Here is a 26,428-nt window from a genome sequence, read left to right on the forward strand (position 1 = left end):
ATAAAACACAATACGGAAAAACATGACTTCAACCATCAAACAAGCCGGATACTTCCTCGTATCCTCTTTCGTCTTGAGCATTTCTCTTCGCGCAGCCGCTGCAGTTTATTCCTGCAGCAACGGCAGCTATACTTCCGAACCCAAATCCTCCTGCGCACAGGCCGAATTGCCTAAAATCAGCGGCCATCAAGGCAGCGGTTACCATCTCAACATCCGCAGTCTCAATGCCTCTGATGAACGTGCAAGTGCAAAGCCTAAGAAAAAGGCACGCGTGGAAAAATCCGATAAACAAGAGAAAAAAGCCGACAAACCGAGCAAAAACAAAAACAGTGCAAAAGCTAAAAAACAGCAGCCCATGCCGTCTGAACAAGAATAAAATGCTCAACTGCAACGAATCAGCCCTACCTGAATCATGAAAAAATATCTGCTTACCCTATCCCTGCTGCCGCTTGCTGTTTTCAACAGCCAAGCCCACGCCGCAAAAATCTACACCTGTGAAGTCAACGGCTCGATTGTCTATACCTCGCGTCCAAGCGGCAACTGCCAAGCCGTCAATGATTTACCGATTGTCGGCAAATACAGCAGCAGCCGATACGACACTCCGGTTAGTGATGCGCCGACACTCGATGCACCGACATCACAAACGGCTCCGGCAAAAAGCAAAAATACGGCTGCAAAATCCAACCATAAGGCAACACCCAAACCTGCCCCTGTCCGTACTGCTTCTGAAACGGCTCCTCCTCCGGTTCCAAAATCCTCCGGCGTCAACAGCCGCCGCTCTATTTTGGAAACCGAGTTATCCAATGAACGCGCGGCTTTGGCCGATGCCAAAAAGCAACTGAGCCAAGCGCGGACAGCCAAAGGCGGTAGCGTCAATCAACAGGCCATCAGTACATTGCAAGGTGCGGTTTTGGATAGGGAGAAAAACATTCAAGCCCTCCAACGTGAACTGGGCAGAATGTAAGTCCAAATCGATCAAAACATCAGGCCGTCTGAACAGGTAGACACGAAATCCAAAATTTTCGTCGCGCCAAACAGACGGCCTGAATCCTATAATGATTACGCCCGTTTCAATTTCTTGTGCCTAGTAAATACGGTATAATTTGCCCTTTACGCACATTACCTCCGGTCTTTTCAGACGGCCTTTATCTCATGACTGCAAAATCTTCTAAAACCCAAACAAAAAAACGCGTCTCTACCAAACCGGCAGCCAAACCGACCACACGCAAATCCACCAAAGCACAAACTCTAGCCGACAATAAAGTCTCTCAACGCCTGAAAGCCGCCAAAGAGCTGCAAAAAAACGAAGAAAAAAAAGCGCGTCCCGAGCATGTCGTCAACTTGATTAATGATGCTTTATGGCTGTTTGGCTTGGTTATCACCATTTATCTGGCCATTTCCCTGGCCAGCTTCAGCATGGACGACCCTGCATGGTCACGCAGCGTTCCCAAAAGCAGTGATGTCGCCAACCTCGGCGGCCTCTTCGGCGCATATCTTTCCGATGTCGGATATTATCTGTTCGGCTTATCGTTTTGGTGGTGGATAGCCGCCTCTTGCGTTTTTCTCTACAAAAATTTCCGCCCCATGAAAAAGCAGGAAAACCACAAGCCCTACAATCACGGCGTAGCCGCTTTGGCATTGTTTCTCCTGCTGGTGTGCAGCCCGATTATCGAACATTTCCTGTTTGACAATGCATTGAGCGAATCCCTTCCCGTCGGTGCGGGCGGCTTAGTCGGCTTGTTGGCCGGTTCAGGCTTGGCTTGGCTGTTGGGCAAATCGGGCAGTCTGTTAATTATGCTCGTAATGTTGCTTTTATCCATTTCCCTGCTGGCTCAGGTGTCATGGTTGGAAGTCATGGCCAAATCCGGCAGCCATATGGGCGGTCTGTTTGGCAATTTGATGAAAAAACTGTCTCAATTCCAAAATAAAAAAGAAGATATCCGCACCGAAGCTTTGGAAACTCAAAATACGCGCCGCATGGTTAAAGAGGCCAAAACCATTACCGCCACTCCGGTTGCTCCGTTGGCAGGCAGCAGCAGCAACCGTAAAACCGTTGCCGTATCCGTTGCGCCGCCTCCTAAAATCCAAACTTCCCTGTTTGACGATACTGAACCTAAAAACAACGGCGAATATCACAAGCCCAACATGAACCTGTTGCGTATGCCGTCTGAAGAACCGGTTGCCGTCAATCCGGATGAATTGCAACAGACCGCAGAATTAATTGAAGCCAAGCTGGCTGAATTCGGCATCGGCGTACAGGTTGTTTCCGCCACTTCCGGCCCCGTGATTACCCGCTACGAAATCGAACCGGCACAAGGTGTCAAAGGCAGCCAAATTGTCGCCCTGTCCAAAGATTTGGCGCGCTCGATGTCTCTGCAAGCGGTACGTATCGTAGAAACCATTGCCGGTAAAAACACCATGGGCATTGAATTGCCCAATGAGAAACGCCAAGACGTCATGTTGAGCGAAATCCTCTCTTCACCCGTATTTACCGACGCCAAGTCCAAACTGACTGTTGCCTTGGGTAAAGATATTGCGGGTACGCCCGTTGTCGGTGACTTGGCAAAAATGCCGCACCTTTTGGTCGCAGGCATGACCGGCTCTGGCAAATCTGTCGGCGTGAACGGCATGATTATGTCCATGCTCTTCAAAGCCACGCCTGACGAGGTCCGTTTCATTATGATTGACCCGAAAATGCTGGAATTGAGCATTTACGACGGCATTCCACACCTGCTCTGCCCGGTTGTGACCGATATGCGCGAGGCGGGACAAGCATTGAACTGGTGCGTTGCCGAAATGGAAAAACGTTATCGCCTGCTTTCCCATGCCGGCGTGCGTAATTTGGACGGTTTCAACCAAAAAGTTGAACAAGCCAAAGCGGCAGGCAAGCCATTACTCAATCCGTTCAGCTTAAATCCTGATGATCCTGAGCCTCTGGAAAAACTGCCGTTGATTGTGGTCGTTATCGATGAGTTGGCTGACTTGATGATGACCGAACGCAAATCCGTTGAGCAGCAAATCGCACGCCTTGCCCAAAAAGCGCGTGCAGCAGGCATTCACATGATTGTCGCCACCCAACGCCCGAGTGTCGACGTGGTTACCGGCCTGATTAAAGCCAACATTCCTACCCGCATGGCCTTTACCGTACAAAGTAAAATCGACAGCCGCACCATTCTTGACCAAATGGGTGCAGATGAATTGCTCAAATACGGCGACTCGTTATTCCTGCAACCGGGCAGCGCAGAACCGACACGCCTGCAGGGTGCATTTGTTTCTGATGATGAAGTACATCAAGTCGTCAATTTCGTCAAAGAACAGGCTCCGACCAATTATGTTGAAGGCCTGCTCAGTGGCGAAGCGGCCATCGAAACCACCAATATTGTCAATCCGAACGCAAACAGCGATGAGCTATTCGATCAAGCCGTTGCCTTCGTATTGGAGAGCCGCAAGACTTCCATTTCCGCACTCCAACGCCAATTGCGCATCGGCTACAACCGTGCCGCCAATTTGATAGATGCGCTTGAAAATGCCGGTGTTCTCTCTCCGGCAGACATCAACGGCAGCCGACGGATTCTGGCACAAAAAGACCAGCTGTAAAAAACAATAATATCGAAACGCAAAGGCCGTCTGAAAAGAATTTCCCACTTTTCAGACGGCCTTTTTATGTTATTCGTGAAACATTGTGTTATACTAAGCAGCTAAATTTTGACCTTATGCACGCTTCCGAAATTCTTCGGGATACTGAGCATAAGGATAACCGTTTAAACACAACAAATTTAAGGGCTTACGATGAGCGTAACTGTTGAAACTTTAGAAAATCTGGAACGCAAAGTAGTATTGTCTCTGCCTTGGTCCAAAATCAACGCAGAAACTGAGAAAAAACTGAAACAAACCCAACGCCGTGCAAAAATTGACGGCTTCCGTCCGGGTAAAGCACCGTTCAAAATGATTGCCCAAATGTACGGCGCAAGCGCACAAAACGACGTTATCAACGAATTGGTACAACGCGAATTCTACGAAGTTGCCGTTGCTCAAGAATTGAAAGTTGCCGGTTACCCACGCTTTGAAGCCGTTGAAGAACAAGACGATCAAGAGTCTTTCAAAGTTGCCGCTATTTTTGAAGTTTTCCCTGAAGTAACTATTGGCGACCTGTCTGCCCAAGAGGTAGAAAAAGTTACTGCGACTGTTGGTGATGCCGAAGTTGACCAAACTGTAGAAATCCTGCGCAAACAACGCACCCGCTTCAACCATGTTGACCGCGAAGCCCAAAACGGCGACCGCGTCATCATCGACTTTGAAGGCAAAATCGACGGCGAACCTTTCGCTGGCGGCGCGTCTAAAAACTACGCTTTCGTATTGGGCGCAGGCCAAATGCTGCCTGAATTCGAAGCCGGTGTTGTCGGCATGAAAGCCGGCGAAAGCAAAGATGTTACCGTAAACTTCCCTGAAGACTACCACGGTAAAGATGTTGCCGGTAAATCTGCCGTATTCACCATCACTCTGAACAATGTTTCTGAAGCTACTTTGCCTGAAGTTAACGCAGACTTCGCTAAAGCTTTGGGTATTGAAGACGGCGACGTTGCCAAAATGCGTGAAGAAGTGAAGAAAAACGTTGGCCGCGAAGTTGAGCGCCGCATCGGTGAACAAACCAAAGAATCTGTCATGAACGCCCTGCTCAAAGCGACTGACTTGCAAGTTCCTGTTGCTTTGGTCAACGAAGAAGCGGCCCGCTTGGCAAACGAAATGAAACAAAACTTCGTTAACCAAGGCATGGCTGACGCTGCAAACTTGGATCTGCCTTTGGATATGTTCAAAGAACAAGCAGAACGCCGCGTTTCTTTGGGTCTGATTTTGGCTAAATTGGTCGAAGAAAACAAACTTGAGCCAACTGAAGACCAAATCAAAGCCGTTGTTGCCAACTTCGCTGAAAGCTACGAAGACCCTCAAGAAGTTATCGACTGGTACTACGCAGAGCCTTCCCGCCTGCAAGGCCCGACTTCTTTGGCAGTAGAAAGCAACGTTGTTGATTTCGTTCTGAGCAAAGCTAAAGTAACCGAAAAAGCGCTGTCTTTTGACGAAGTAATGGGCGCACAAGCTTAATTGCTCTAAGGCCGTCTGAAACAGACAATCAAAAGCACCGAAGCGCTTTAAATGGCTTTGGTGCTTTTCCATCATTAACAGGAGACAAAAATGTCCTTCGATTTCAATAATTACCTTGTCCCTACCGTTATCGAACAAAGCGGTCGCGGCGAGCGCGCATTCGACATCTACTCACGCCTTTTGAAAGAGCGCATCGTTTTCTTAGTCGGCCCGGTGACAGACGATTCAGCCAACTTGGTTGTTGCGCAATTACTGTTCTTGGAGAGCGAAAACCCTGATAAAGATATCTTCTTCTATATCAACTCTCCGGGCGGTTCGGTTACTGCCGGTATGTCGATTTACGACACCATGAACTTCATCAAGCCTCATGTTTCTACTTTATGCTTGGGCCAAGCGGCAAGCATGGGCGCATTCCTGTTGTCCGCAGGCGAAAAAGGCAAACGCTTTGCCCTGCCAAACAGCCGCATCATGATTCACCAACCGCTCATCAGCGGCGGCTTGGCCGGTCAGGCCTCCGATATTGAAATTCACGCTAAAGAGCTGCTGAAAATCAAAGAGAAACTGAACCGCTTACTCGCCAAACATTGTGATCGCGATTTGGCCGACTTGGAACGCGATACCGACCGCGACAATTATATGTCTGCTGATGAAGCTAAAGAATATGGTTTGATTGACCAAGTTTTGGAAAACCGCGCCTCTCTGCAAGCCTAACCTTTATCGGTTTTAAATCAAAAGGCCGTCTGAAAAATATATATTCAGACGGCCTTTCTTCAATCTTACTTCGTATTTTCTTTGTTATTCACTTGAACCGGATACAGCAAAATCAAAGGATTGGCTTTCACTTGACTCCAGAAGCTCTTCAGAAGATTACGCATACTGCCCAAACGCGTACCGCGAGAACGAAGCGCAACAGCCAAAGCCAAAGAAAAACTGACCACCAGATTCACCATACCGATTGCCAATACACTTGCCAAGCCAAGTATAAAAGTGAATATATCTGCATGACCGCTAATCGCGGCATAACCCAAGTTTGCCGAAGAGAAAGCCACATGGCGAATATCCAGCGGCAAGCCGAAAAGATGGCCAAAATAGCCGGTCATCCCCAAGAGCATACCGAAAATAAAATTGCCCATAAGCGAGCCGTAATGCTTATGAATATAAGCGGCCAAACGGCGACGCGGCTGCGGACGCATGATTTTTCGTAAAAACGGATTAAACGGTAGGCGCTGACGCAGGTTCAGATAATCGGAACGGTTATCAAAGAAGCCGGCAATAATCCCCGAACAAAACAACCATACACCGGCAATAGCGGCATACCATAAGGTTGGCTGAGTAAAAATCTCAATAGATTTAAGCTGGTAGGCTGTAACCACCTCATTCAATAAAGGCTGGCCATGCGTGTAGGCATAACCCCAAGCGATCCCAGCCGCCAACAATACGGCAATCGATACATTACCAAACACGGCCACACTTTGCGAACGACACACGTCAATCAGCAGTTTTGCCAATTTATTGTCCACCGCTTTACTGCCTTCATTTGAGTCCACCTGCTCGGCAAAGCTCGCCGCTGTCATGGCAGGCTGCTTAGTCGCAACGGTGCAGTGCAGCATATGAATCAGCATAAAGCCTAAGCCATAGTTAAGTCCGGCAAGGAATGAAGTAGTAAACTCGCCGAACCCCAAAGACGCAATATGGATTTTATTCAATGCCATCAAAGCAATAATTACGCCGCCACCTGCTGCAGAATAAAACATTTTGAAATATTCGCTACGGTTGCGCGTAATGTAATGCTCACCATGATGACTTTTGTTTTCCGTAATACTGCGCGCCAGCATTCGGATACTGCTTTTACGCAAGTGGCTGGTACTGTATTGCTCTACCGCCGCATAAATCATCGCATTCATCAGATTGATGGTTAAGCGGGTACGGCTGCCGGTTTCAATTTGAATATTGGTCAACAGTTTCAGACGACTAATGGTTTGTTGCAGGCGCTCCAACAAGTGCGCCACTTTTACTGACGAACCAGACCCTGCCCCAGTCCCTCTACGACGCAGATACTCAATTTGCTTGTCGCACTGGTCAAACATGACCTCCAAGTGCGCCGTATCGTAAGTTTCTTCACTGTGGCGATAGTGTTCCACCAATTTTGCAATTTCACGTTGTAAGGCAACAAATGCCGAATCCGCCTCCAACAAACGGGGGGCAATCCGTATTAAATCCGGCTCAATCGCTTCGGAAGCAATCCAAATAGACAGCATTTCTACCGCTCGCAAACGGGCATCTGCCAACTGTCGGCTGGCCATCTGAAGCAAAGCAGGATCCGCTTTACCCAGCAACAATTCATACATGCTCAACCATTGGCGCAAACTCAGGGTTTGCAACCATTTATCATCGTTTTTCGAATGAAAAAGATATAAAAATACTTCGCGCAGATTAGAAAAATCTTTATAAGACGGGCTGAAACGTTCGTAAATCCGTATGCCCATTTCCCGAGTAAAACTATGGCGCGAGAAAATACCCAGCTTAATCAGCGCAGGATAGATGTGAACTTTAGACAACCAGGCATAGAAGCGCAGGCTGAATTGACGGCATAAAGCATCGTCTTGTTTTAAAGTAGATAAAATCAAATCGAAACGTTCGGAAGCCTGTTTTTTGCCTCCTCGGCGCAAAAATTTGATTAATGCATTGAGAATAAGAACAAAATCGGTATCATTTAAGCGTTCCGACAAAATAATATGAAGATTTTGATTAGTCAGTTTTTGCATTTTAGTAGTATTATTACATAAAATGAGATATTTAACAAGAACCTCGGCAAACAGGTCGGATTATATCTCATTCTTTATCAACCCATGGCACAAGATTTTCAATTAATATTCTCTAAAATTCAATGAATAATCAAATTACATAATAAATATATGATGTGAATCAATAATTAGGAAAGGCCGTCTGAATTCTTTCAGACGGCCTTTTACAACAGCATACTACATTGTTTTAACCTTATGCAAACAAGAGCTTGCCACCCTCTTCTTTAACATGGATTATGCTATCAGGTGCATATTTTCCTTCAAGCAATGCTTTTGCCAGCGTATTTTCGATTTCTGACTGGATGGCGCGTTTGAGCGGACGGGCACCATATACAGGATCAAAACCGGCTTTAGCAATCAGATCCAAGGCAGCATCATCGACTTTTAGATGCAGATGTTGTGCTTCCAAACGTTTTTCCAAACCTTTAAGCTGGATTTTCGCAATGCTGCGGATATTGGCTTGATCCAAACCGTGGAACACGACCACTTCGTCGATACGGTTGATCATCTCGGGGCGGAAGTAGGCTTTCACTTCTTCCATCACCGCTTCTTTCACGGCTTCGTAATCCTGCGTACCCATTTGTTGGATGTGCTGGCTGCCGATGTTGGAAGTCATGACGATGACGGTGTTTTTGAAGTCCACGGTGCGGCCTTGCCCGTCGGTCAAACGACCGTCATCCAACACTTGCAGCAGGATGTTGAACACGTCGGGATGGGCTTTTTCCACTTCGTCCAAAAGAATCACGCTGTACGGTTTGCGGCGGACTTGTTCGGTCAGGTAGCCGCCCTCTTCGTAGCCGACATAGCCCGGAGGCGCGCCGATTAGACGGGCAACGGCGTGTTTTTCCATGTATTCAGACATGTCGATACGGATGAGGTGGTCTTCGCTGTCGAACAGGAAGCCCGCCAATGCCTTACACAATTCGGTTTTACCCACGCCGGTTGGGCCTAGGAACAGGAAGCTGCCGTAAGGCTTGTTCGGATCGGCAAGACCAGAGCGGCTGCGGCGGATGGCGTCGGACACGGCGCGCACGGCTTCGTCTTGACCGACCACGCGGCGGTGCAATACTTCTTCCATTTTCAGCAGCTTGTCGCGTTCGCCTTCCATCATTTTGGACACTGGGATGCCTGTCATGCGCGATACGATCTCTGCCACTTCATCCGCGCCGACTTCGGTACGGAAAAGTTTGTTTTGTTTTTTGCCGTCGGGGTTGCTTTCCGCTGCCTGCAACTGCGCACCCAATTTCGGCAACTCGCCGTATTCGAGTTCGGACGCGCGGGCGAAGTCGCCTTGGCGTTTGGCCTGCTCGATTTTGACTTTGATGTCGTCCATCTGTTTCTTGATGTCGGCAGTGCTGGAAGACGCGGCTTTTTCGGCTTTCCAGATTTCGTCTAAATCGGCGTATTCTTTTTGCAGGCCGTCGATTTCCTCGTCTATCAGTTCCAAACGTTTTTTGCTGGCGTCGTCGCTTTCTTTGGCAACGTGCATTTTTTCCATTTTGAGCTGAATAATGCGACGGTCAAGTTTATCCATTTGCTCAGGTTTGCTGTCCAGCTCCATTTTGATACGACTGGCTGCTTCGTCAATCAAATCAATCGCTTTATCAGGCAGGAAGCGGTCGGTAATATAACGGTCGCTCAATTCCGCTGCGGCAACGATAGCAGGGTCAGTAATATCGATGCCGTGGTGGATTTCATAACGCTCTTGCAAACCGCGCAGAATAGCAATGGTATCTTCCACACTTGGCTCGCCAACCAATACTTTTTGGAAACGGCGTTCGAGTGCCGCATCTTTTTCGATGTACTGACGGTATTCGTCCAAGGTGGTTGCGCCGATGCAGTGCAGTTCGCCGCGCGCCAAAGCCGGTTTCAACATATTACCCGCATCCATTGCGCCATCGGTTTTACCTGCACCAACCAAAGTATGGATTTCGTCGATGAAAATCAGAGTGTTGCCATCGTCTTTAGCCAAGTCGTTCAACACGCCTTTCAAGCGTTCTTCAAATTCACCACGGTATTTTGCACCGGCAATCAAAGCCGCCAAATCCAAAACCAAAAGGCGTTTGTTACGCAGAGATTCAGGTACTTCGCCGTTAACAATACGTTGCGCCAAGCCTTCAACAATAGCGGTTTTACCCACACCTGGCTCACCAATCAGCACAGGGTTGTTTTTGGTACGGCGTTGCAATACTTGAATCGCACGACGAATTTCATCATCACGACCGATAACAGGGTCGAGCTTACCATCACGGGCGCGTTGAGTCAGATCAAGTGTGTATTTTTTCAAAGCATCTCGTTGGTCTTCGGCATTCGCATCGTTCACGTTTTGTCCTCCTCGTACCGCATCGATTGCGGCATTGATATTTTGTTCGGTCGCACCGGCTTCTTTCAAAATTTTGCCGGTAGCATCATTCTGCTGAACCAAAGCCAGCAGGAAAAGTTCGCTGGCGATATAGGCATCACCGCGTTTGGTTGCAGCCTTGTCCATCAAGTTCAATACAGCTTGTAGCTCACGGCTAGGCATAATATCGCCACCTTGACCGGATACTTTTGGCAAGCTGCTCAAATGTTGCTGCAAACGTTGTTTTACTTGAGGCACATTCACACCTGCATGAGCCAGCAACGCAGCAGCACCACTGTTTTGATCATCAAGCAACGCTTTTAAAATAAAGCCGGCTTCAAGGTAGCTGCTGTCCGCAGCCAAAGCCAAACTTTGACCTTCTTGCAGAGCTTGCTGAAATTTGGCAGTCAATTTATCAAATCTCATTTTACGTTCCTCTTCAAATATATTCTGTTAGAGCCTATATAAGCGCAAATGTGGATAACTCAATAGCCATTTACTCCATTAATCAATAATTTTTATTATATTATTGATTTATATAATTTTCTTTTTATTATTTTATGTGTATAACTTTTATAATCCAGTTACCCCTTACTCAAAAGGCCGTCTGAAAAATCAAGAATAATCAGGTATAATCGGCACCATATTTATTTTCAGACGGCCTTTGGGCCGAAGGATACTTTCATGAGCAAAAAACGAGTTTTAACAGGCGTTACCACAACAGGTATTCCACACTTGGGCAACTATGTCGGTGCCATCCGCCCGGCTATCCGCGCAGCGCAAGATTCCAATACCGAATCATTCCTCTTTTTAGCCGACTATCACGGCATCATCAAATGTCATGAGCCGGAAATGATTCATCAATCTACTCAAGCTGTTGCCGCCACATGGCTCGCCTGCGGACTCAATCCGGAACAGACTACTTTCTACCGTCAAAGCGACATTCCCGAAGTGATGGAGCTAAACTGGATTCTGACCTGTATCACCGCAAAAGGCCTGATGAACCGCGCCCACGCTTATAAAGCCGCAGTACAGACAAATACCGAAAACGGTCAGGAAGATCCGGATCACGGCGTGGAAATGGGCCTGTACAGCTACCCTATCCTCATGACTGCCGACATCCTTATGTTCAATGCCCATGAAGTACCAGTAGGTCGCGACCAAATCCAACACGTTGAAATGGCACGCGATATTGCCGGCCGCTTCAACCACCGCTTCCAAGAACTCTTCACCCTGCCAGAAGTAAAAATCGACGAAAATGTCGAACTCTTGGTCGGCTTAGACGGACGCAAAATGTCCAAGTCCTACGGCAATACCATTCCGCTTTGGGAAAACGACAAGAAAACCCAAAAATCGGTCAACAAAATCATCACCAATATGAAAGAACCCGGCGAGCCGAAACAGCCTGATGAAAGTCCTCTGTTTGAAATCTACAAAGCCTTCTCCACGCCGTCTGAAACTGCCGAGTTCACGCAAATGCTGGCCGAAGGCCTTGCTTGGGGTGAGGCTAAGAAACTCTTGGGCGCAAAAATCAATGCCGAACTCGCAGAGCCGCGCGAGCGCTACAATAAATTGACCGCCAGACCCTCTCAAATTGAAGACATTTTGCAGTCCGGCGCACAAAAAGCACGTAAAGAAGCACGCGAATTGTTGGATAAAGTACGCGACGCGGTAGGTATTCGTCCGTTGAAATAATAGCAAGGCCGTCTGAAAATTTCAGACGGCCATAGTATCGTTTATTATTTGAAATATAATCGTTTTTCTAGGGTTTCTCATATGAAAAAAACCTTTCCCCTTATCTTGCTCAGCCTTTCATTGGCTGCCTGCGGCGGTAAATCTGAAGATAATGCAGCCAATGATGCTGCTTCAGGCAAAGCGCCAAAGCCTACCTTCAAAGTTAAATATATCGATGAACAAGCCATAGCCGGTTTGGATTTGGGTACAGCTCAAGAAGGCGAAACCAAAGAAGGTAAAAAACAACGCACCTATCCGATTAACGGCATAGAGGGTGGCGTCATCAATCTGATTGGCAAGCACCCTACCGACTTAGAAGTCATCAGCGGCCAATGCATGGAAAAAAATGAAAAAGGCGTTTCAGCCGGCTGGTCAGCCAACGGAATCTGCCACACTGCCTTTGCAAAAATGGTGGATAATATTGCCCAAGATGGTAGCAAACTAACTGACTATCTGATATCACATGCTGCTTTGCAACCTTATACCGAAGGTAAAAGCGGTTATGCCGCCGTACAAAACGGCCGCTATATTTTAGAAATTGACAGCGAAGGCATGTTCTATTTCCGCCGCCGTCATTACTAACCCCCTGACTATCCTATTTTTCCCTGACACAAGGACTGAATCATGGCCCAAGTTACTTTCCAAGGCTCTCCTATTTCTACAAACGGCAATTTGCCTGCCATCGGCCAGGTTGCACCTGATTTCACATTGGTAGCGGCAGACCTATCTGAGAAATCATTGGCTGACTTTGCAGACAAACGCAAAGTGCTGAATATTTTCCCTAGTATTGACACTGGCGTATGCGCCCAGTCCGTCCGCACTTTCAACAAACGTGCCTCTTCTTTGGATAATACCGTCGTTTTGTGCATTTCTGCCGATTTACCGTTTGCACAAGCCCGTTTCTGCGGTGCAGAAGGTTTGGAAAATGTAGTGACACTTTCTACATTCCGCAGCAGCTTTTCTAATGATTACGGTGTTACACTGACAGAAAGCCCATTACGCGGCCTGACTGCCCGTGCAGTGGTGGTTTTGAACGAGCAAAACCAAGTTCTCCACACTGAGTTGGTCTCTGAAATTGCGAACGAGCCTGACTACGAAGCTGCTTTGGCTGTTTTGTAATTAACCAAATAAAATCAGGCCGTCTGAAGCTTTTCAGACGGTCTTTAGATTATCCTCAAAATAAAAACGGTAGCTTATAAGCTACCGTTTTCTGTTTCAAGCCTTATACAGATTTATCTGTTTTGTCTGCTTCTACTGACTCAGTATTCTGAACCTCATTTTGCTCAACAGGTTCAAGAGCTTCAGCAACAGGTGCTTCAGGCTCTTCTACTTTGTCATCGCGGACATTGTGGCTGTAATCCTTAGGCGGACTAGGCTGTTTACCGGCCATAATTTCCAAAACTTGGTCTCGATCGATGGTTTCCCAATCCATCAGTGCTTTACACATGGTTTCCATCTTATCGCGATTTTCATCCAAGATTTTGTAAGCCACTTGGTATTGCTCATCCAAAATACGGCGGATTTCCGCATCGATATCTTGTTGGGTTTTCTCGGAAATATTTTGAGAACGGGTTACGCTGCGACCCAAGAATACCTCACCTTCGTTCTCAGCATAAACCATCACCCCCATTTTGTCGCTCATACCATAACGCGTTACCATCTCGCGTGCCATTTGAGTTGCACGCTCAAAGTCGTTAGATGCGCCGGTGGAAATACGGCCGACGAAGATGTCTTCGGCAATACGACCGCCGAACAAGATGGAAAGCTGGCTCAGCATTTGGTCTTTGTACATGCTGATACGGTCGCGTTCGGGAAGCTGCCAAGTCAAACCGAGCGCACGGCCGCGCGGCATGATGGTTACTTTGTGAACCGGATCGGTAAACGGCAGGCTTTCCGCTACGATTGCATGGCCGGCCTCATGATAGGCTGTCGCACGTTTTTCATCTTCGTGCATCACCATGCTGCGACGCTCCGGACCCATGTAGATTTTGTCTTTTGCATCTTCAAAGTCGCTTTGATCGACTTTCACTTTATTGCGACGACCAGCAAACAAAGCTGCTTCATTGACCAAGTTTGCCAAATCCGCACCTGAAAAACCAGGTGTACCGCGTGCTAAAGAAGTCAAATCTACGGATGCATCCAAAGGTACTTTTTTAGCGTGTACTTTCAAGATTTGCTCACGGCCACGGATATCAGGCAATGGAACAACGACTTGGCGGTCAAAACGGCCCGGACGCTGCAACGCAGGGTCAAGTACATCAGGACGGTTGGTTGCTGCGATCACAATAACGGTTTGGTTGCTTTCAAAACCATCCATTTCAACCAACAATTGGTTCAATGTTTGCTCACGCTCATCATTGCCACCGCCCAAACCGGCACCACGCTGACGGCCGACAGCATCAATTTCATCAATAAAGATGATACATGGCGCATTTTTCTTAGCCTGCTCGAACATATCGCGGACACGGCTCGCACCGACACCGACAAACATTTCTACGAAGTCAGAACCTGAAATACTGAAGAATGGCACACCGGCCTCACCAGCAATCGCTTTAGCCAGCAATGTTTTACCCGTACCAGGGCTACCGGCCAACAAAATACCGCGCGGTACACGACCACCCAGGCTTTGGTAACGGTTAGGCGATTTCAAGTAATCCACGATTTCTTGTACTTCTTCTTTTGCCTCATCACAACCGGCAACATCGGCAAAAGTAACTTTATTGGAATCTTTGTCCAACAAACGTGCACGGCTCTTACCAAAAGAGAATGCGCCGCCTTTACCGCCACCGCCGCTTTGCATGCGCATGAAGTAGAACCATGCGCCAATCAATAACAAAACAGGCAGCAGGCTGTAAAACAGACTGGCCAGCATGCTTGGTTTTTCTTCCGGAGTCACTTTGACGCGTACTTTGTTGTCCAACAGTGTTTTAACCAAGTTGTCATCCAAAGGCGCATTGGTGTAGAAGGAAGTTTTATCGGTGCGCTCACCTTTAATCAGATAGCCGCTGACAACAGATCCTTCAATATTGACATTGGATACTTCGCCACTATTAACTTGCTGAATAAATTGAGAATATTCGATTTGCTGTTTATCTTCCTGCTTATCGCTGAGTGCATTGAATGCTGCTAAAAGCATAGCACCACCCACTACCCAGACTAATATGTTTTTAATGGTATTCCCCACTGAACAGGCTCCATGGTTACAAAATAAATAAAATCAAGGGAAAGAATTTTAAAGCACCCACCCTACATTGTCAGCGTTTATTTTTACCTAATAGGTAAATCTCACTGGAACGATTGCGGGAAGCATCCGGCTTTCGAGTTTGTACACTGGCAAAAATTTCACGCATAGCCGCCGTATACTCTTGATAACCCGCGCCTTGAAACACCTTCACCAAAAAACTGCCTCCGGTTTTCAAATGCTGGGAGGCAAAATCCAAAGCCAGTTCACACAAATAAAAACTGCGTGCCTGGTCGGTTACGGCATTGCCTGACATATTGGGTGCCATATCACAGATTACAAGGTCTAACGGACGATTATCCAATAAGGCTTCAAACTGCTCCAAAACAGCATCTTCCCTAAAGTCACCCTGAATAAACGACACACCTTCAATAGCATCCATTGGCAAAATATCCAAAGCGAACACTGCCCCTGTTTTACCGACCAGCTTGGCCGCAACCTGTGACCAACTTCCCGGCGCACTGCCCAAATCCGCCAAAACTGTACCTGGCTTGATTAATTTGTCTTTCTGATTGATTTCCAATAATTTATAAGCCGCTCTGGCACGATATCCGTCCTTTTGTGCCATATGGACATAATGATCGTTGACGTGCTCATGCAGCCATGCTTTTGAAGATTTTGAGCGTACAGCCATCTTGATTTGAAATGCTTAAGTTAAAATCAGCATTGTACGTTATTTCCCCCGTAAATGTTCTAAATCGCGTACAATATAGCCATTATTCTTTTTAATTGGATACTTATTAATATGAGCGACAACAAATTAAGCACCAAAGAAATTTTGGCCTTGAAAGCCCAAGCACACCACCTCCACCCTGTCGTTATGGTTGGCCAACAAGGCTTGACCAACTCGGTCATCAAAGAAACCGATGCCGCATTGACAGCACACGAATTGATTAAAGTCCGTGTTTTTGGCGATGATCGTGCTGAACGTATTGAAATTTGTGATGCCCTGTGTGAAACACTGGGTGCCCAACTGGTGCAACATATTGGTAAATTACTTGTTTTGTGGCGTAAAAAACCGGACGATGAATAATTTAAACTGAATAAACAGCAGAAGTATTTTCTCAACCCACTTTATCACACCCTTCTGTTGTATTTATGCAGCATAAAACAAATTATTCCATTATTCTAAGTATAAAAATACAAATCCGGTTGTCTGTTTTTGTAAATAACCTCAAAATTACAAAATCATAACGGCCGCACCTTGTCGGCCGATAATTTTATTCTTAATCCTTCACAAAATATAAAAGCAAACCGATGAATGCTCAACAATATGAAGAATCTTTTCTGCTAGCAGAAAAATTAATCACTCAAAACCCACCTGACTTTGCACGAGCCATTCCATTGCTCTACGAAGCAGCAGAAGCCGGGCATATTGAGGCTGCATTTCAGCTGGCAGGATGCCTGATCGAACACCATGAAAATGAGCAAGATTTAGTAATTGCAGTTGAATATTTAAAACAAGCTGCAAGAGCTGGTCATCCATATGCCCGCTATAATCTTCTCCAGTTACAAGAAAATAATGGAATAGAAGTAGAAAAGCTCATTGCAACCTATCAAGAGCTTGCCGAAGAAGGATTGGCTCCTGCCCAACTGCGCCTGATGCGTTTATACGCAGACAATGGCAATGACCAAGAAGCAGTCAAATGGGCATTAAAAGCTGCCGAACAACAAAATCCTCAGGCACAATACTTCTTAGCCCAACATTACCAATACTCCAGCTCTCCTGATTTGGAATATTCCCATAAACTTTATCAGCAATCCGCTGCACACGGATTTATTGCGGCACACTGGCAACTCGGCCTTCAATACAAATTGGGGCAAGGTGTTGCACAAAACCCTGAAAAAGCAATCGAACATTTGCGTATTGCCGCCGATTACGACATTGTTCCGGCGCAAACTTCTCTTGCAGAACTCTTAGTCGCATCAAATCCTGCTGAAGCATTGGAATGGTTTGAAAAAGCTGCCGAAAAAGGTGACAGCAACGCGCATGTAGCACTTGCCGAAATCTATCTATTGGGCAAAAACACCGAACGAGACCCTCAAAAGGCCTATCAGCACGCTAAATTTGCTGCGGATCAAAATGATCCGGAAGGATTGCGCCTTTTAGGTGATATCTATCGCTACGGATTGGGACAAGCAGTTGATGCAGACACCGCACGTCAATATTATCAACGCTCGGCTGATTTAGGTAATCTTGTCGCTTACCAAAAACTTCTGTCTGACAGCGCATTGAATAACCAGCAAAACTATGAGCTGACGAAAGAAATCGCCCTCCAACGTCAGGAGGCTGAACGTCTATACAAGCTGGCATTTGCAGCGCACTATGGCTTAAAACGCCAACAGAATTACGCTGAAGCACTGGATCTATACCACCAATCCGCAGAACGTGGGCACAGCAAATCCCAAACCAATCTTGGCATGATGTATTACAGTGGACAAGGTGTACCTGTCGACTATGCCCAAGCTGCAAAATGGTTTGAAGCAGCAGCCAAACAAAGAGACACGATGGCTCAATATAATCTTGCCTGTCTGTATTATCACGGTATGGGCGTAGAAAAAGACATCAATAATGCTTGTTTCTGGCTGCAAGAAGCCATCCAACATGGACATGAACAGCAAGACGTTCTCAAAGAGCTTTTGGCTCAATGGAAGCAATTCGCTCAAAAAGGCTCTGCCGATTAAAGGTCGTCTGAAATTCTAACTTCCTACATAAATGACATGTCAGAGCTAAACTAAACAGCCTGTACATGTCATTTTTTTCATTTACCCTTCCTCAATAATCGTTATCTTCAAATCCCATTCCCTCTTAATCTCTTTAAAGTCTTCAGACGGCCTACTCTCTTTGTAAAGAATCAGATAATCTAAATTTTCCCTTTCAAACCCTAAACCCAATCCAAACTTTCAATTTACAACAAAATTTTAAAAATGTTTTTCGTATTCGAATCTATTTACTCAAACACTTGATACTTTTTACTATATCCACTCAATATCTCGATTTAAAACAAACTCTATAACTCTTTTAAAAAATCCTAATTCCAACCTCTACATCCTATCAATATCTACAGCATGATTTGCCAGTTTGCCCAATTACTGATAGCATTTGCAGGTTAGCCGGTTCGCAAAAAGTTCAATTCTTTCTGATTTTTCATCAATGGTTATAACGTATTGAAAATATTTCAGTAATTAAAACTTTTTCGAATTTGACTCTAGGAATTTTCGTTTTTAACTCACATTTGTTCGCAAACGAAAATATCGGAGTAATACTCCGTCATTGAAAAACACTCAACACAAGGATAGATATTATGTCCACCCAATTACACGATGTTGACCCAATTGAAACCAAAGAATGGTTAGACGCGTTAAGCTCTGTTTTAGAATATGAAGGCAGCGAGCGCGCCCAATACCTGCTGGAAAGTTTGGTCAAATACAGCCGTGACAAAGGCATCCGTATGCCTCACGGCACCACTACTCCATACTTGAACACTGTTTCCGTTGAAGACGAAAAAGGCATCCCCGGCGACCAAAACATCGAACACCGCATCCGTGCATTCGTTCGTTGGAACGCTGCCGCCATCGTTTTGCGCGCGGGTAAAAAAGATTTGGAATTGGGTGGACACATTGCATCTTTCCAATCAGCCGCCACTATGTACGAAGTCGGCTTCAACCACTTCTGGAAAGCTAAAGGCGAAGGCGAAGAAGGAGATTTGGTATTCTTCCAAGGCCACGTAGCCCCTGGCATCTATGCACGCGCTTTCGTTGAAGGCCGTCTGACTGAAGACCAGCTGAACAACTTCCGTCAAGAAGTTGACGGCAAAGGTCTGCCTTCTTACCCTCACCCTCACCTGTTGCCTGACTTCTGGCAATTCCCAACCGTATCTATGGGTCTTGGCCCATTGATGGCAATTTACCAAGCACGCTTCCTGAAATACTTGGAATCTCGCGGTCTGGCTAAAACCAAAGGCCGTAAAGTATGGGTATTCTGTGGCGACGGCGAAATGGACGAACCTGAAAGCCAAGGTGCTATTGCTCTGGCTTCACGCGAAGGCTTGGACAACTTGGTATTCGTCATCAACTGTAACCTGCAACGTTTGGACGGCCCAGTACGCGGTAACGGCAAAATCATTCAAGAGCTGGAAGGCAACTTTGCCGGCGCCGGCTGGAATGTTGTGAAAGTCATCTGGGGTCGTCGTTGGGACCGCCTCTTGGCAAAAGACAAAGACGGCATTCTGCGCAAACGTATGGAAGAGTGCTTGGACGGTGACTATCAAACTTACAAATCCAAAGACGGTGCATACGTTCGCGAACACTTCTTCAATACACCTGAACTGAAAGCATTGGTCGCCGATATGACTGATGACGAAATTTGGGCATTGAACCGCGGTGGTCATGACCCTCAAAAAGTGTACAACGCTTACGACCGCGCTGCGAACCATGCCAACGGCAAACCTACTGTAATCTTGGCAAAAACCATTAAAGGCTACGGTATGGGTGCATCCGGCGAAGGTCAAAACGTTGCCCACCAAGCCAAAAAAATGGACAAAGCGTCTCTGAAACAATTCCGTGACCGCTTTGATATTCCTGTAACTGACGAGCAAATTGACAGTGGCGACCTGCCTTACCTGACTTTTGCTCCTGACAGCGAAGAATACAAATACCTGCACGCACGCCGTGAATCTTTGGGTGGTTACCTGCCTAAACGCAATCCTACCCAAGATGTTCTGGAAGTGCCTGAGCTATCAGCATTTGATGCTCAACTGAAATCCAGCGGTGACCGTGAATTCTCAACCACCATGGCTTTCGTACGCATCCTGTCTACTCTGCTGAAAGACAAAAAAATCGGCAAACGCGTTGTACCTATCGTTCCTGACGAAAGCCGTACTTTCGGTATGGAAGGTATGTTCCGCCAATACGGTATTTGGAACCCTAAAGGCCAACAATATACTCCTCAAGATAAAGACCAACTGATGTTCTACAAAGAATCTGTTGACGGTCAAATCTTGCAAGAAGGTATTAACGAGCCAGGCGCAATGGCTGACTGGATCGCGGCTGCAACCAGCTACGCCAACAACAACTTTGCGATGATTCCTTTCTACATTTACTACTCTATGTTCGGTTTCCAACGTGTCGGCGATTTGGCATGGGCTGCCGGCGATATGCACGCACGCGGCTTCCTGCTGGGCGGTACTGCCGGCCGTACAACACTGAACGGTGAAGGCCTGCAACACGAAGACGGCCACAGCCATATTCAAGCCGATTTGATCCCGAACTGCGTTTCTTACGATCCGACCTTCCAATACGAAGTAGCCGTTATCGTACAAGACGGTCTGCGCCGTATGTATGCCAACAACGAAGACGTGTTCTACTACATCACCCTGATGAACGAGAACTACGCTCATCCGGACATGCCTGAAGGCGTGGAACAAGACATCCTGAAAGGTATGTACTTGCTGAAAGCCGGTGGCAAAGGCGACAAGAAAGTTCAATTGATGGGTTCTGGTACCATTCTGCAAGAAGTCATTGCCGGTGCTGAATTGTTGAAAGCCGACTTCGGCGTGGAAGCAGACATCTGGTCTTGCCCATCTTTCAACCTGTTGCATCGCGACGCTATCGAAGCAGAACGTTTCAACCGTCTGAATCCTTTGGAAACTGCAAAAGTACCGTTTGTTACTTCTCAACTGCAAGGTCATGACGGCCCAGTAATTGCCGCTACCGACTATATCCGCAGCTATGCTGACCGCATCCGTGCCTACATCCCTAACGACTACCATGTCTTGGGTACTGACGGCTTCGGTCGCTCCGACAGCCGTGCCAACCTGCGCAGCTTCTTCGAAGTTGACCGCTACAACGTTGCCGTTGCTGCATTGAGCGCATTGGCCGAGCAAGGCAAAGTCAGCAAAGAAACCGTTCAACAAGCTATTGAAAAATATGGTGTCAAAGCTGATTCAGCTCCTAGCTGGAAACGCTAATTGATGTTTCAGACGGTCTGTTTGTTTCATTCAGACATCAGGCCGTCTGAAAACCGAATGCTTGAATGGTTTGAACAAACTGTACCGATGCCGTGTGAAACAGTTTTCAGACGGCATCAAACTGAAAATATTAAAGGAACTCAAATGAGTATCGTAGAAATCAAAGTCCCTGATATCGGCGGCCATGAAAACGTCGACATCATCGCCGTAGAAGTTAAAGTGGGTGACACTATTGCCGTTGACGACACCCTGATTACGTTGGAAACCGACAAAGCCACTATGGACGTACCTGCTGATGCAGCCGGTGTTGTTAAAGAAGTTAAAGTTAAAGTTGGCGATAAAATCTCTGAAGGCGGCGTTATTCTGACCGTTGAAACCGGTGCTGCCGCTGCAGACGCCGCTCCTGCAGCAGAAGCTCCTGCTGCTCCAGCTGCTGCGCCTGCAGCCGCTCCTGCCGGTGGCGCTACCGTACAAGTTGTTGTACCTGATATCGGCGGTCACTCTGACGTTGACGTTATTGCCGTTGAAATTAAAGTCGGCGACACTGTTGCCGTTGACGACACCCTGATTACTCTGGAAACCGACAAAGCCACCATGGACGTACCATGTACCGAAGCCGGTGTGGTTAAAGCCGTATTCCTGAAAGTTGGCGACAAAGTATCCGAAGGCTCCGCCATTATTGAAGTAGAAACTGCCGGCTCTGCCGCAGCAGCCCCTGCTCCTGCCACTCAAGCCGCTGCGCCTGCACCAGCTGCCGCTCCTGCTCCTACTGCACCAGCAGCTGCGCCTGCACCTGCTGCTCCTGCTGCTCCTGCTGCTCCTGCTGCTGCCAAAATCGATGAAGCTGCATTTGCAAAAGCGCATGCAGGTCCTTCCGCACGTAAACTGGCACGCGAATTGGGCGTAGACTTGGGTCAAGTCAAAGGTACCGGTCTGAAAGGCCGAATCATGGGCGAAGACGTTAAAGCCTTCGTTAAATCCGTTATGCAAAGCGGTGCAGGCAAACCTGCAGCTGCCTCTTTGGGTGGTGGTCTGGACTTGTTGCCATGGCCTAAAGTTGACTTCTCTAAATTCGGCAGCGTCGAAGTTAAAGAACTGTCACGCATTAAGAAAATCTCCGGTCAAAACCTGTCTCGCAACTGGGTTGTGATTCCTCACGTTACCGTACACGAAGAAGCGGACATGACCGAATTGGAAGAATTCCGCAAACAGCTGAACAAAGAATGGGAACGCGAAGGCGTGAAACTGTCCCCATTGGCGTTCATCATCAAAGCTTCTGTTGCTGCGCTGAAAGCCTTCCCTGAATTCAACGCCTCTCTGGATGGCGACAACTTGGTGCTGAAAAACTACTTCAATATCGGTTTCGCTGCCGACACGCCAAACGGCTTGGTTGTTCCAGTCATCAAAGACGTGGATCAAAAAGGCTTGAAACAAATCAGCCAAGAGTTGACCGAATTGTCTAAAAAAGCCCGCGAAGGCAAGCTCAAGCCACAAGAAATGCAAGGCGCATGCTTTACCATTTCCAGCTTGGGCGGCATCGGCGGTACAGGCTTCACGCCAATCGTGAATGCTCCTGAAGTTGCTATCTTGGGCGTGTGCAAATCCCAAATCAAACCGGTTTGGAACGGCAAAGAATTTGCTCCTCGCCTGATGTGCCCGTTGAGCCTGTCCTTTGACCACCGTGTCATCGACGGTGCCGCCGGTATGCGCTTCACCGTATTCCTGGCTAACCTGTTGAAAGACTTCCGCCGCATTACTCTGTAATCCGAGCATTTTCAGACGGCCTAAATAAAAAGGCCGTCTGAAAAAAAGAAGCCCGAACATCATTCAGAAAGATTAGACATGAGCTTAATTGAATTGAAAGTGCCCGACATTGGCGGTCACGAAAATGTAGATATTATTGCGGTTGAAGTAAATGTGGGCGATACCATTGCTGTGGACGATACACTGATTACTTTGGAAACCGATAAAGCGACTATGGACGTACCTGCCGAAGTTGCAGGCGTAGTCAAAGAGGTTAAAGTTAAAGTCGGCGACAAAATCTCCGAAGGCGGTTTGATTGTTGTCGTTGAGGCCGAAGGTGCGGCTGCTGCTCCTAAAGCCGAAGCGCCTGCCGCTCCTGCACAAGAAGCACCTAAAGCAGCCGCTCCTGCTCCTCAAGCTGCTCAATTCGGCGGTTCTGCCGATGCCGAATACGATGTAGTCGTATTGGGTGGCGGCCCTGGCGGTTATTCTGCGGCATTTGCCGCTGCTGACGAAGGCTTGAAAGTTGCCATCGTTGAACGTTATAAAACTTTGGGCGGCGTTTGCTTGAACGTCGGCTGTATCCCTTCCAAAGCCCTGTTGCACAATGCTGCCGTTATCGATGAAGTACGCCACTTGGCTGCCAACGGTATCAAATACCCTGAGCCTGAACTCGATATCGACATGCTGCGCGGCTACAAAGACGGCGTGGTTTCCCGCCTGACTACCGGTTTGGCTGGTATGGCTAAAGGCCGTAAAGTAGACATTATCCAAGGTGACGGCCAATTCTTAGATCCGCACCACTTGGAAGTTTCTCTGACGACCAGCGAAGTATACGAGCAAGCTACTCCTACCGGCGAGAAAAAAATCGTTGCCTTCAAAAACTGTATCATTGCCGCAGGCAGCCGCGTAACCAAACTGCCTTTCATCCCTGAAGATCCACGCATCATCGACTCCAGCGGCGCTTTGGCTCTGAAAGAAGTACCGGGCAAACTGTTGATCATCGGCGGCGGTATCATCGGCCTTGAAATGGGTACGGTTTACAGCACGCTGGGTTCACGCCTCGACGTCGTTGAAATGATGGACGGCCTGATGCAAGGCGCAGATCGCGACTTGGTTAAAGTATGGCAAAAACAAAACGAATACCGTTTTGACAACATCCTGATCAACACCAAAACTGTTGCTGTCGAGCCTAAAGAAGACGGCGTTTACGTTACCTTCGAAGGTGCAAATGCGCCTAAAGAACCACAACGTTACGATGCCGTACTGGTAGCTGCCGGTCGTGTGCCTAACGGCAAACTCATCAGCGCAGAAAAAGCCGGTGTTGCCGTTACCGATCGCGGCTTCATCGAAGTGGACAAACAAATGCGCACCAACGTGCCACACATCTACGCTATCGGCGATATCGTCGGTCAACCGATGTTGGCACACAAAGCCGTTCACGAAGGCCACGTTGCCGCTGAAAACTGTGCCGGCCACAAAGCCTACTTCGACGCGCGCGTTATTCCGGGCGTTGCTTACACTTCTCCTGAAGTGGCATGGGTTGGCGAAACCGAGTTGTCTGCCAAAGCCTCCGGCCGCAAAATCACCAAAGCCAACTTCCCATGGGCTGCTTCCGGCCGTGCGATTGCCAACGGTTGCGACAATGGTTTCACCAAGCTGATTTTTGATGCTGAAACCGGCCGCATTATCGGTGGCGGTATCGTTGGCCCTAACGGCGGCGATATGATCGGCGAAATCTGCTTGGCCATCGAAATGGGCTGTGATGCAGCCGATATCGGTAAAACCATCCACCCACACCCAACCCTTGGCGAATCCATCGGTATGGCTGCGGAAGTGGCATTGGGCGTATGTACCGACCTGCCGGCTCAGAAAAAGAAATAAGTTCACTCAAATAAAATTTGAACGAACTTGATGGAACAAAGGCCGTCTGAATGTTTCAGACGGCCTTTTCGCAAACAAGGAGACTCAATATGAAAAAAATCGAAGCCATTATCAAACCTTTCAAACTCGACGATGTACGCGAAATCCTGACTGAAATCGGTATTACCGGCATGACTGTCAGCGAAGTCAAAGGTTTCGGCCGCCAAAAAGGCCATACGGAAATTTATCGCGGCGCGGAATACGCAGTCGATTTTCTGCCTAAAGTAAAAATTGAATTGGTATTGGCTGACGACAAAGTCGATCAGGCTGTGGACGCCATTTTAGAAACCGCGCATTCCGGCAAAATCGGTGATGGTAAAATCTTTATTTATCCCGTTGAAGAAGCGATCCGTATTCGTACCGGAGAACGCTCAGAAGCAGCACTTTAATAGAAATCGTAAAATACAGAAGACAAATGCCGTCTGAAAATAAGTCGTAGCGTGGTTTGCTCAGAACTTATTTTTCAGACGGCATTATTTTCACAATTACAGCCACAACTTTTCTAAGACATCAAACCATCACTGCCAGCCTGAATAAACATAGAAACCATAGATAATAAAAATGCCGCTTATCAAACATGTATCCGTTTTCTATGATTGACTTAGGTTCAATCTACCAAAAATCTCACATTATCAAGCATTAAGAAATTCGAGCAGATTTTTCCGCCTACTTTCAGAGCATTGACGAATATGTTGACTTTCTCTTGTTGCGCTTGAGTATGGCTTACCGTATACAACCAGCCTTCCAGCGTGATTGTGTAGTTGATGCCCAAGCCGCCTACTGAAGTCGGTGCAAAAGCAAAATTTACTACCGTACTGTTGTCGCCTACAGTTGGATCGGCATTGTGGGGCAAACTCATTCCGCCAGCAGCGTGGAGAATGTGCTGGACAGCCGCCCCGAATCCATCCGCAAGCAAGTGGACGAATCCTTACACAATCTGCAAACCGACTACATCGACCTGTATTACCAGCATCGCATTGACCCGAATGTACCCGCCGAGGCGGTAGCGGAAGTAATGGGCGAATTGATTAAGGCAGGCAAAATCCATCATTGGGGCGTGTCCAACACGCCGATTGAGTATATGGCCGCCGCCCACGCCGTTACGCCCATTACCGCCATGGAGAACCAATATTCCATGGTGTTCCGTGCCCCCGAAAAAGCATTGTTTGCTTTTTGCGAAGCCAACCATATCGGCTTTGTAGCATATAGCCCGCTGGGGAACGGCTTTTTAAGCGGCCGTTTTAACGCGCAGACCCAGTACGCCGAAAGCGATTTCCGCCGTACCATGGGGCGTTTCCGCGCCGAGGTGATGGCGAACAATCAACCGGTATTGGATTTATTAGCCGAAATCGCCGCCGCCAAATCCGCCACCGCCGCGCAAATCGTGTTGGCGTGGGAACTGGCGCAAAAGCCCTTTATCGTACCGATTCCGGGCACCACCAAAAAACACCGCTTGGCGGTGGCGGAAAACCTCGGCGCACTGCGAATCCGCCTGACTGCGGACGAATTGCACGCCATTAACCAAAAATTGGGCAAAATGGACATTGATGAGAGCCATTTTTAAGCTGCGCGG

19 protein-coding genes and 2 pseudogenes are annotated in these 26,428 nt (G+C 47.5%); 16 read left to right on the forward strand and 5 right to left on the reverse strand.

From position 1 onward, the window contains the following. Positions 1-22 precede the first annotated feature (22 nt). The 6 genes and pseudogenes from ACTHSQ_RS04280 (at position 23) to clpP (ending at position 5,811) form a co-directional block, all read left to right on the forward strand. The gene (locus tag ACTHSQ_RS04280) at positions 23-376 is read left to right on the forward strand and encodes a nucleolar protein (protein ID WP_440371293.1); all 354 of its coding nucleotides are present in this window, start codon (positions 23-25) and stop codon (positions 374-376) included. A gap of 36 nt (positions 377-412) precedes the next feature. Next, the gene (locus ACTHSQ_RS04285) at positions 413-964 is read left to right on the forward strand and encodes a hypothetical protein (protein ID WP_440371294.1); all 552 of its coding nucleotides are present in this window, start codon (positions 413-415) and stop codon (positions 962-964) included. Between the two features lie 188 nt (positions 965-1,152). Then, positions 1,153-1,855, forward strand: a pseudogene (locus tag ACTHSQ_RS04290) (DNA translocase FtsK 4TM domain-containing protein); the annotation flags it as partial. Between the two features lie 98 nt (positions 1,856-1,953). Beyond that, a pseudogene (locus ACTHSQ_RS04295) lies at positions 1,954-3,597 on the forward strand (DNA translocase FtsK); the annotation flags it as partial. A gap of 192 nt (positions 3,598-3,789) precedes the next feature. After that, the gene (gene tig, locus ACTHSQ_RS04300) at positions 3,790-5,100 is read left to right on the forward strand and encodes a trigger factor (RefSeq protein WP_440371295.1); all 1,311 of its coding nucleotides are present in this window, start codon (positions 3,790-3,792) and stop codon (positions 5,098-5,100) included. Positions 5,101-5,190: 90 nt separating this feature from the next. Next, positions 5,191-5,811, forward strand: coding sequence for an ATP-dependent Clp endopeptidase proteolytic subunit ClpP (gene clpP / locus ACTHSQ_RS04305; protein WP_049352273.1), 621 nt, complete (start codon positions 5,191-5,193; stop codon positions 5,809-5,811). Between the two features lie 65 nt (positions 5,812-5,876). Here the strand turns inward: clpP and ACTHSQ_RS04310 are convergent, their stop codons facing one another. Continuing rightward, the gene (locus tag ACTHSQ_RS04310; RefSeq protein WP_440371296.1) at positions 5,877-7,865 is read right to left on the reverse strand and encodes a site-specific recombinase; all 1,989 of its coding nucleotides are present in this window, start codon (positions 7,863-7,865) and stop codon (positions 5,877-5,879) included. Positions 7,866-8,097: 232 nt separating this feature from the next. Beyond that, complete coding sequence (gene clpB / locus ACTHSQ_RS04315; RefSeq protein ID WP_440371297.1) at positions 8,098-10,671, reverse strand: ATP-dependent chaperone ClpB; 2,574 nt, start codon at positions 10,669-10,671, stop codon at positions 8,098-8,100. Positions 10,672-10,929: 258 nt separating this feature from the next. Between clpB and trpS the strand changes: the two genes are divergently transcribed. The 3 genes from trpS (at position 10,930) to tpx (ending at position 13,098) form a co-directional block, all read left to right on the forward strand. Then, entirely contained in the window at positions 10,930-11,940 is a 1,011-nt protein-coding gene (gene trpS, locus ACTHSQ_RS04320; protein WP_440371298.1) for a tryptophan--tRNA ligase, read from the forward strand. Positions 11,941-12,021: 81 nt separating this feature from the next. After that, positions 12,022-12,561: a hypothetical protein gene (locus tag ACTHSQ_RS04325; protein ID WP_440371299.1), complete on the forward strand. Its 540-nt coding sequence runs from the start codon at positions 12,022-12,024 to the stop codon at positions 12,559-12,561. 42 nt (positions 12,562-12,603) lie between these two features. Continuing rightward, entirely contained in the window at positions 12,604-13,098 is a 495-nt protein-coding gene (tpx, locus tag ACTHSQ_RS04330) for a thiol peroxidase (protein ID WP_440371300.1), read from the forward strand. Positions 13,099-13,201: 103 nt separating this feature from the next. Here the strand turns inward: tpx and ftsH are convergent, their stop codons facing one another. Both ftsH and ACTHSQ_RS04340 read right to left on the reverse strand, forming a co-directional pair. Next, positions 13,202-15,163 carry an ATP-dependent zinc metalloprotease FtsH gene (gene ftsH, locus ACTHSQ_RS04335; protein WP_440371301.1) on the reverse strand — a complete coding sequence of 654 codons (1,962 nt, stop codon included), beginning with the start codon at positions 15,161-15,163 and terminating at the stop codon, positions 13,202-13,204. Positions 15,164-15,233: 70 nt separating this feature from the next. Next, positions 15,234-15,854 carry an RlmE family RNA methyltransferase gene (locus ACTHSQ_RS04340; RefSeq protein ID WP_004520613.1) on the reverse strand — a complete coding sequence of 207 codons (621 nt, stop codon included), beginning with the start codon at positions 15,852-15,854 and terminating at the stop codon, positions 15,234-15,236. A gap of 111 nt (positions 15,855-15,965) precedes the next feature. Between ACTHSQ_RS04340 and yhbY the strand changes: the two genes are divergently transcribed. From yhbY to ACTHSQ_RS04370, 6 genes are all read left to right on the forward strand, one after another. Then, positions 15,966-16,253: a ribosome assembly RNA-binding protein YhbY gene (yhbY, locus tag ACTHSQ_RS04345; protein ID WP_049352285.1), complete on the forward strand. Its 288-nt coding sequence runs from the start codon at positions 15,966-15,968 to the stop codon at positions 16,251-16,253. Positions 16,254-16,477: 224 nt separating this feature from the next. After that, entirely contained in the window at positions 16,478-17,905 is a 1,428-nt protein-coding gene (locus tag ACTHSQ_RS04350) for a tetratricopeptide repeat protein (protein ID WP_440371302.1), read from the forward strand. 620 nt (positions 17,906-18,525) lie between these two features. Beyond that, the gene (gene aceE, locus ACTHSQ_RS04355) at positions 18,526-21,189 is read left to right on the forward strand and encodes a pyruvate dehydrogenase (acetyl-transferring), homodimeric type (protein WP_440371303.1); all 2,664 of its coding nucleotides are present in this window, start codon (positions 18,526-18,528) and stop codon (positions 21,187-21,189) included. A gap of 144 nt (positions 21,190-21,333) precedes the next feature. Beyond that, complete coding sequence (aceF, locus tag ACTHSQ_RS04360; RefSeq protein ID WP_440371304.1) at positions 21,334-22,953, forward strand: dihydrolipoyllysine-residue acetyltransferase; 1,620 nt, start codon at positions 21,334-21,336, stop codon at positions 22,951-22,953. Positions 22,954-23,031: 78 nt separating this feature from the next. Next, complete coding sequence (lpdA, locus tag ACTHSQ_RS04365; protein ID WP_440371305.1) at positions 23,032-24,816, forward strand: dihydrolipoyl dehydrogenase; 1,785 nt, start codon at positions 23,032-23,034, stop codon at positions 24,814-24,816. A gap of 89 nt (positions 24,817-24,905) precedes the next feature. Beyond that, complete coding sequence (locus ACTHSQ_RS04370) at positions 24,906-25,244, forward strand: P-II family nitrogen regulator (protein ID WP_003683576.1); 339 nt, start codon at positions 24,906-24,908, stop codon at positions 25,242-25,244. 218 nt (positions 25,245-25,462) lie between these two features. Here the strand turns inward: ACTHSQ_RS04370 and ACTHSQ_RS04375 are convergent, their stop codons facing one another. Beyond that, entirely contained in the window at positions 25,463-25,714 is a 252-nt protein-coding gene (locus ACTHSQ_RS04375; RefSeq protein ID WP_440371306.1) for a hypothetical protein, read from the reverse strand. Between ACTHSQ_RS04375 and ACTHSQ_RS04380 the strand changes: the two genes are divergently transcribed. Beyond that, positions 25,700-26,419, forward strand: coding sequence for an aldo/keto reductase (locus ACTHSQ_RS04380; RefSeq protein ID WP_440371307.1), 720 nt, complete (start codon positions 25,700-25,702; stop codon positions 26,417-26,419). The two genes, ACTHSQ_RS04375 and ACTHSQ_RS04380, sit on opposite strands and share 15 nt — an antisense overlap. Positions 26,420-26,428: the final 9 nt, after the last annotated feature.

Origin of the sequence: Neisseria sp. P0009.S008 (assembly GCF_051958615.1) — a bacterium.
Classification (GTDB): Bacteria; Pseudomonadota; Gammaproteobacteria; order Burkholderiales; family Neisseriaceae; genus Neisseria; species Neisseria subflava.

Excerpts from the sequence above, each read along its gene's own strand:
- clpB (WP_440371297.1), bottom strand. The coding sequence starts at position 10,671 with ATGAGATTTGATAAATTGACTGCCAAATTTCAGCAAGCTCTGCAAGAA.
- tpx (WP_440371300.1), top strand. The coding sequence starts at position 12,604 with ATGGCCCAAGTTACTTTCCAAGGCTCTCCTATTTCTACAAACGGCAAT.
- ACTHSQ_RS04340 (WP_004520613.1), bottom strand. The coding sequence starts at position 15,854 with ATGGCTGTACGCTCAAAATCTTCAAAAGCATGGCTGCATGAGCACGTC.
- ACTHSQ_RS04375 (WP_440371306.1), bottom strand. The coding sequence starts at position 25,714 with ATGAGTTTGCCCCACAATGCCGATCCAACTGTAGGCGACAACAGTACG.
- ACTHSQ_RS04370 (WP_003683576.1), top strand. The coding sequence starts at position 24,906 with ATGAAAAAAATCGAAGCCATTATCAAACCTTTCAAACTCGACGATGTA.
- ACTHSQ_RS04310 (WP_440371296.1), bottom strand. The coding sequence starts at position 7,865 with ATGCAAAAACTGACTAATCAAAATCTTCATATTATTTTGTCGGAACGC.
- yhbY (WP_049352285.1), top strand. The coding sequence starts at position 15,966 with ATGAGCGACAACAAATTAAGCACCAAAGAAATTTTGGCCTTGAAAGCC.
- ACTHSQ_RS04350 (WP_440371302.1), top strand. The coding sequence starts at position 16,478 with ATGAATGCTCAACAATATGAAGAATCTTTTCTGCTAGCAGAAAAATTA.
- lpdA (WP_440371305.1), top strand. The coding sequence starts at position 23,032 with ATGAGCTTAATTGAATTGAAAGTGCCCGACATTGGCGGTCACGAAAAT.
- aceE (WP_440371303.1), top strand. The coding sequence starts at position 18,526 with ATGTCCACCCAATTACACGATGTTGACCCAATTGAAACCAAAGAATGG.
- clpP (WP_049352273.1), top strand. The coding sequence starts at position 5,191 with ATGTCCTTCGATTTCAATAATTACCTTGTCCCTACCGTTATCGAACAA.
- trpS (WP_440371298.1), top strand. The coding sequence starts at position 10,930 with ATGAGCAAAAAACGAGTTTTAACAGGCGTTACCACAACAGGTATTCCA.
- ACTHSQ_RS04280 (WP_440371293.1), top strand. The coding sequence starts at position 23 with ATGACTTCAACCATCAAACAAGCCGGATACTTCCTCGTATCCTCTTTC.
- tig (WP_440371295.1), top strand. The coding sequence starts at position 3,790 with ATGAGCGTAACTGTTGAAACTTTAGAAAATCTGGAACGCAAAGTAGTA.
- aceF (WP_440371304.1), top strand. The coding sequence starts at position 21,334 with ATGAGTATCGTAGAAATCAAAGTCCCTGATATCGGCGGCCATGAAAAC.
- ACTHSQ_RS04325 (WP_440371299.1), top strand. The coding sequence starts at position 12,022 with ATGAAAAAAACCTTTCCCCTTATCTTGCTCAGCCTTTCATTGGCTGCC.
- ACTHSQ_RS04285 (WP_440371294.1), top strand. The coding sequence starts at position 413 with ATGAAAAAATATCTGCTTACCCTATCCCTGCTGCCGCTTGCTGTTTTC.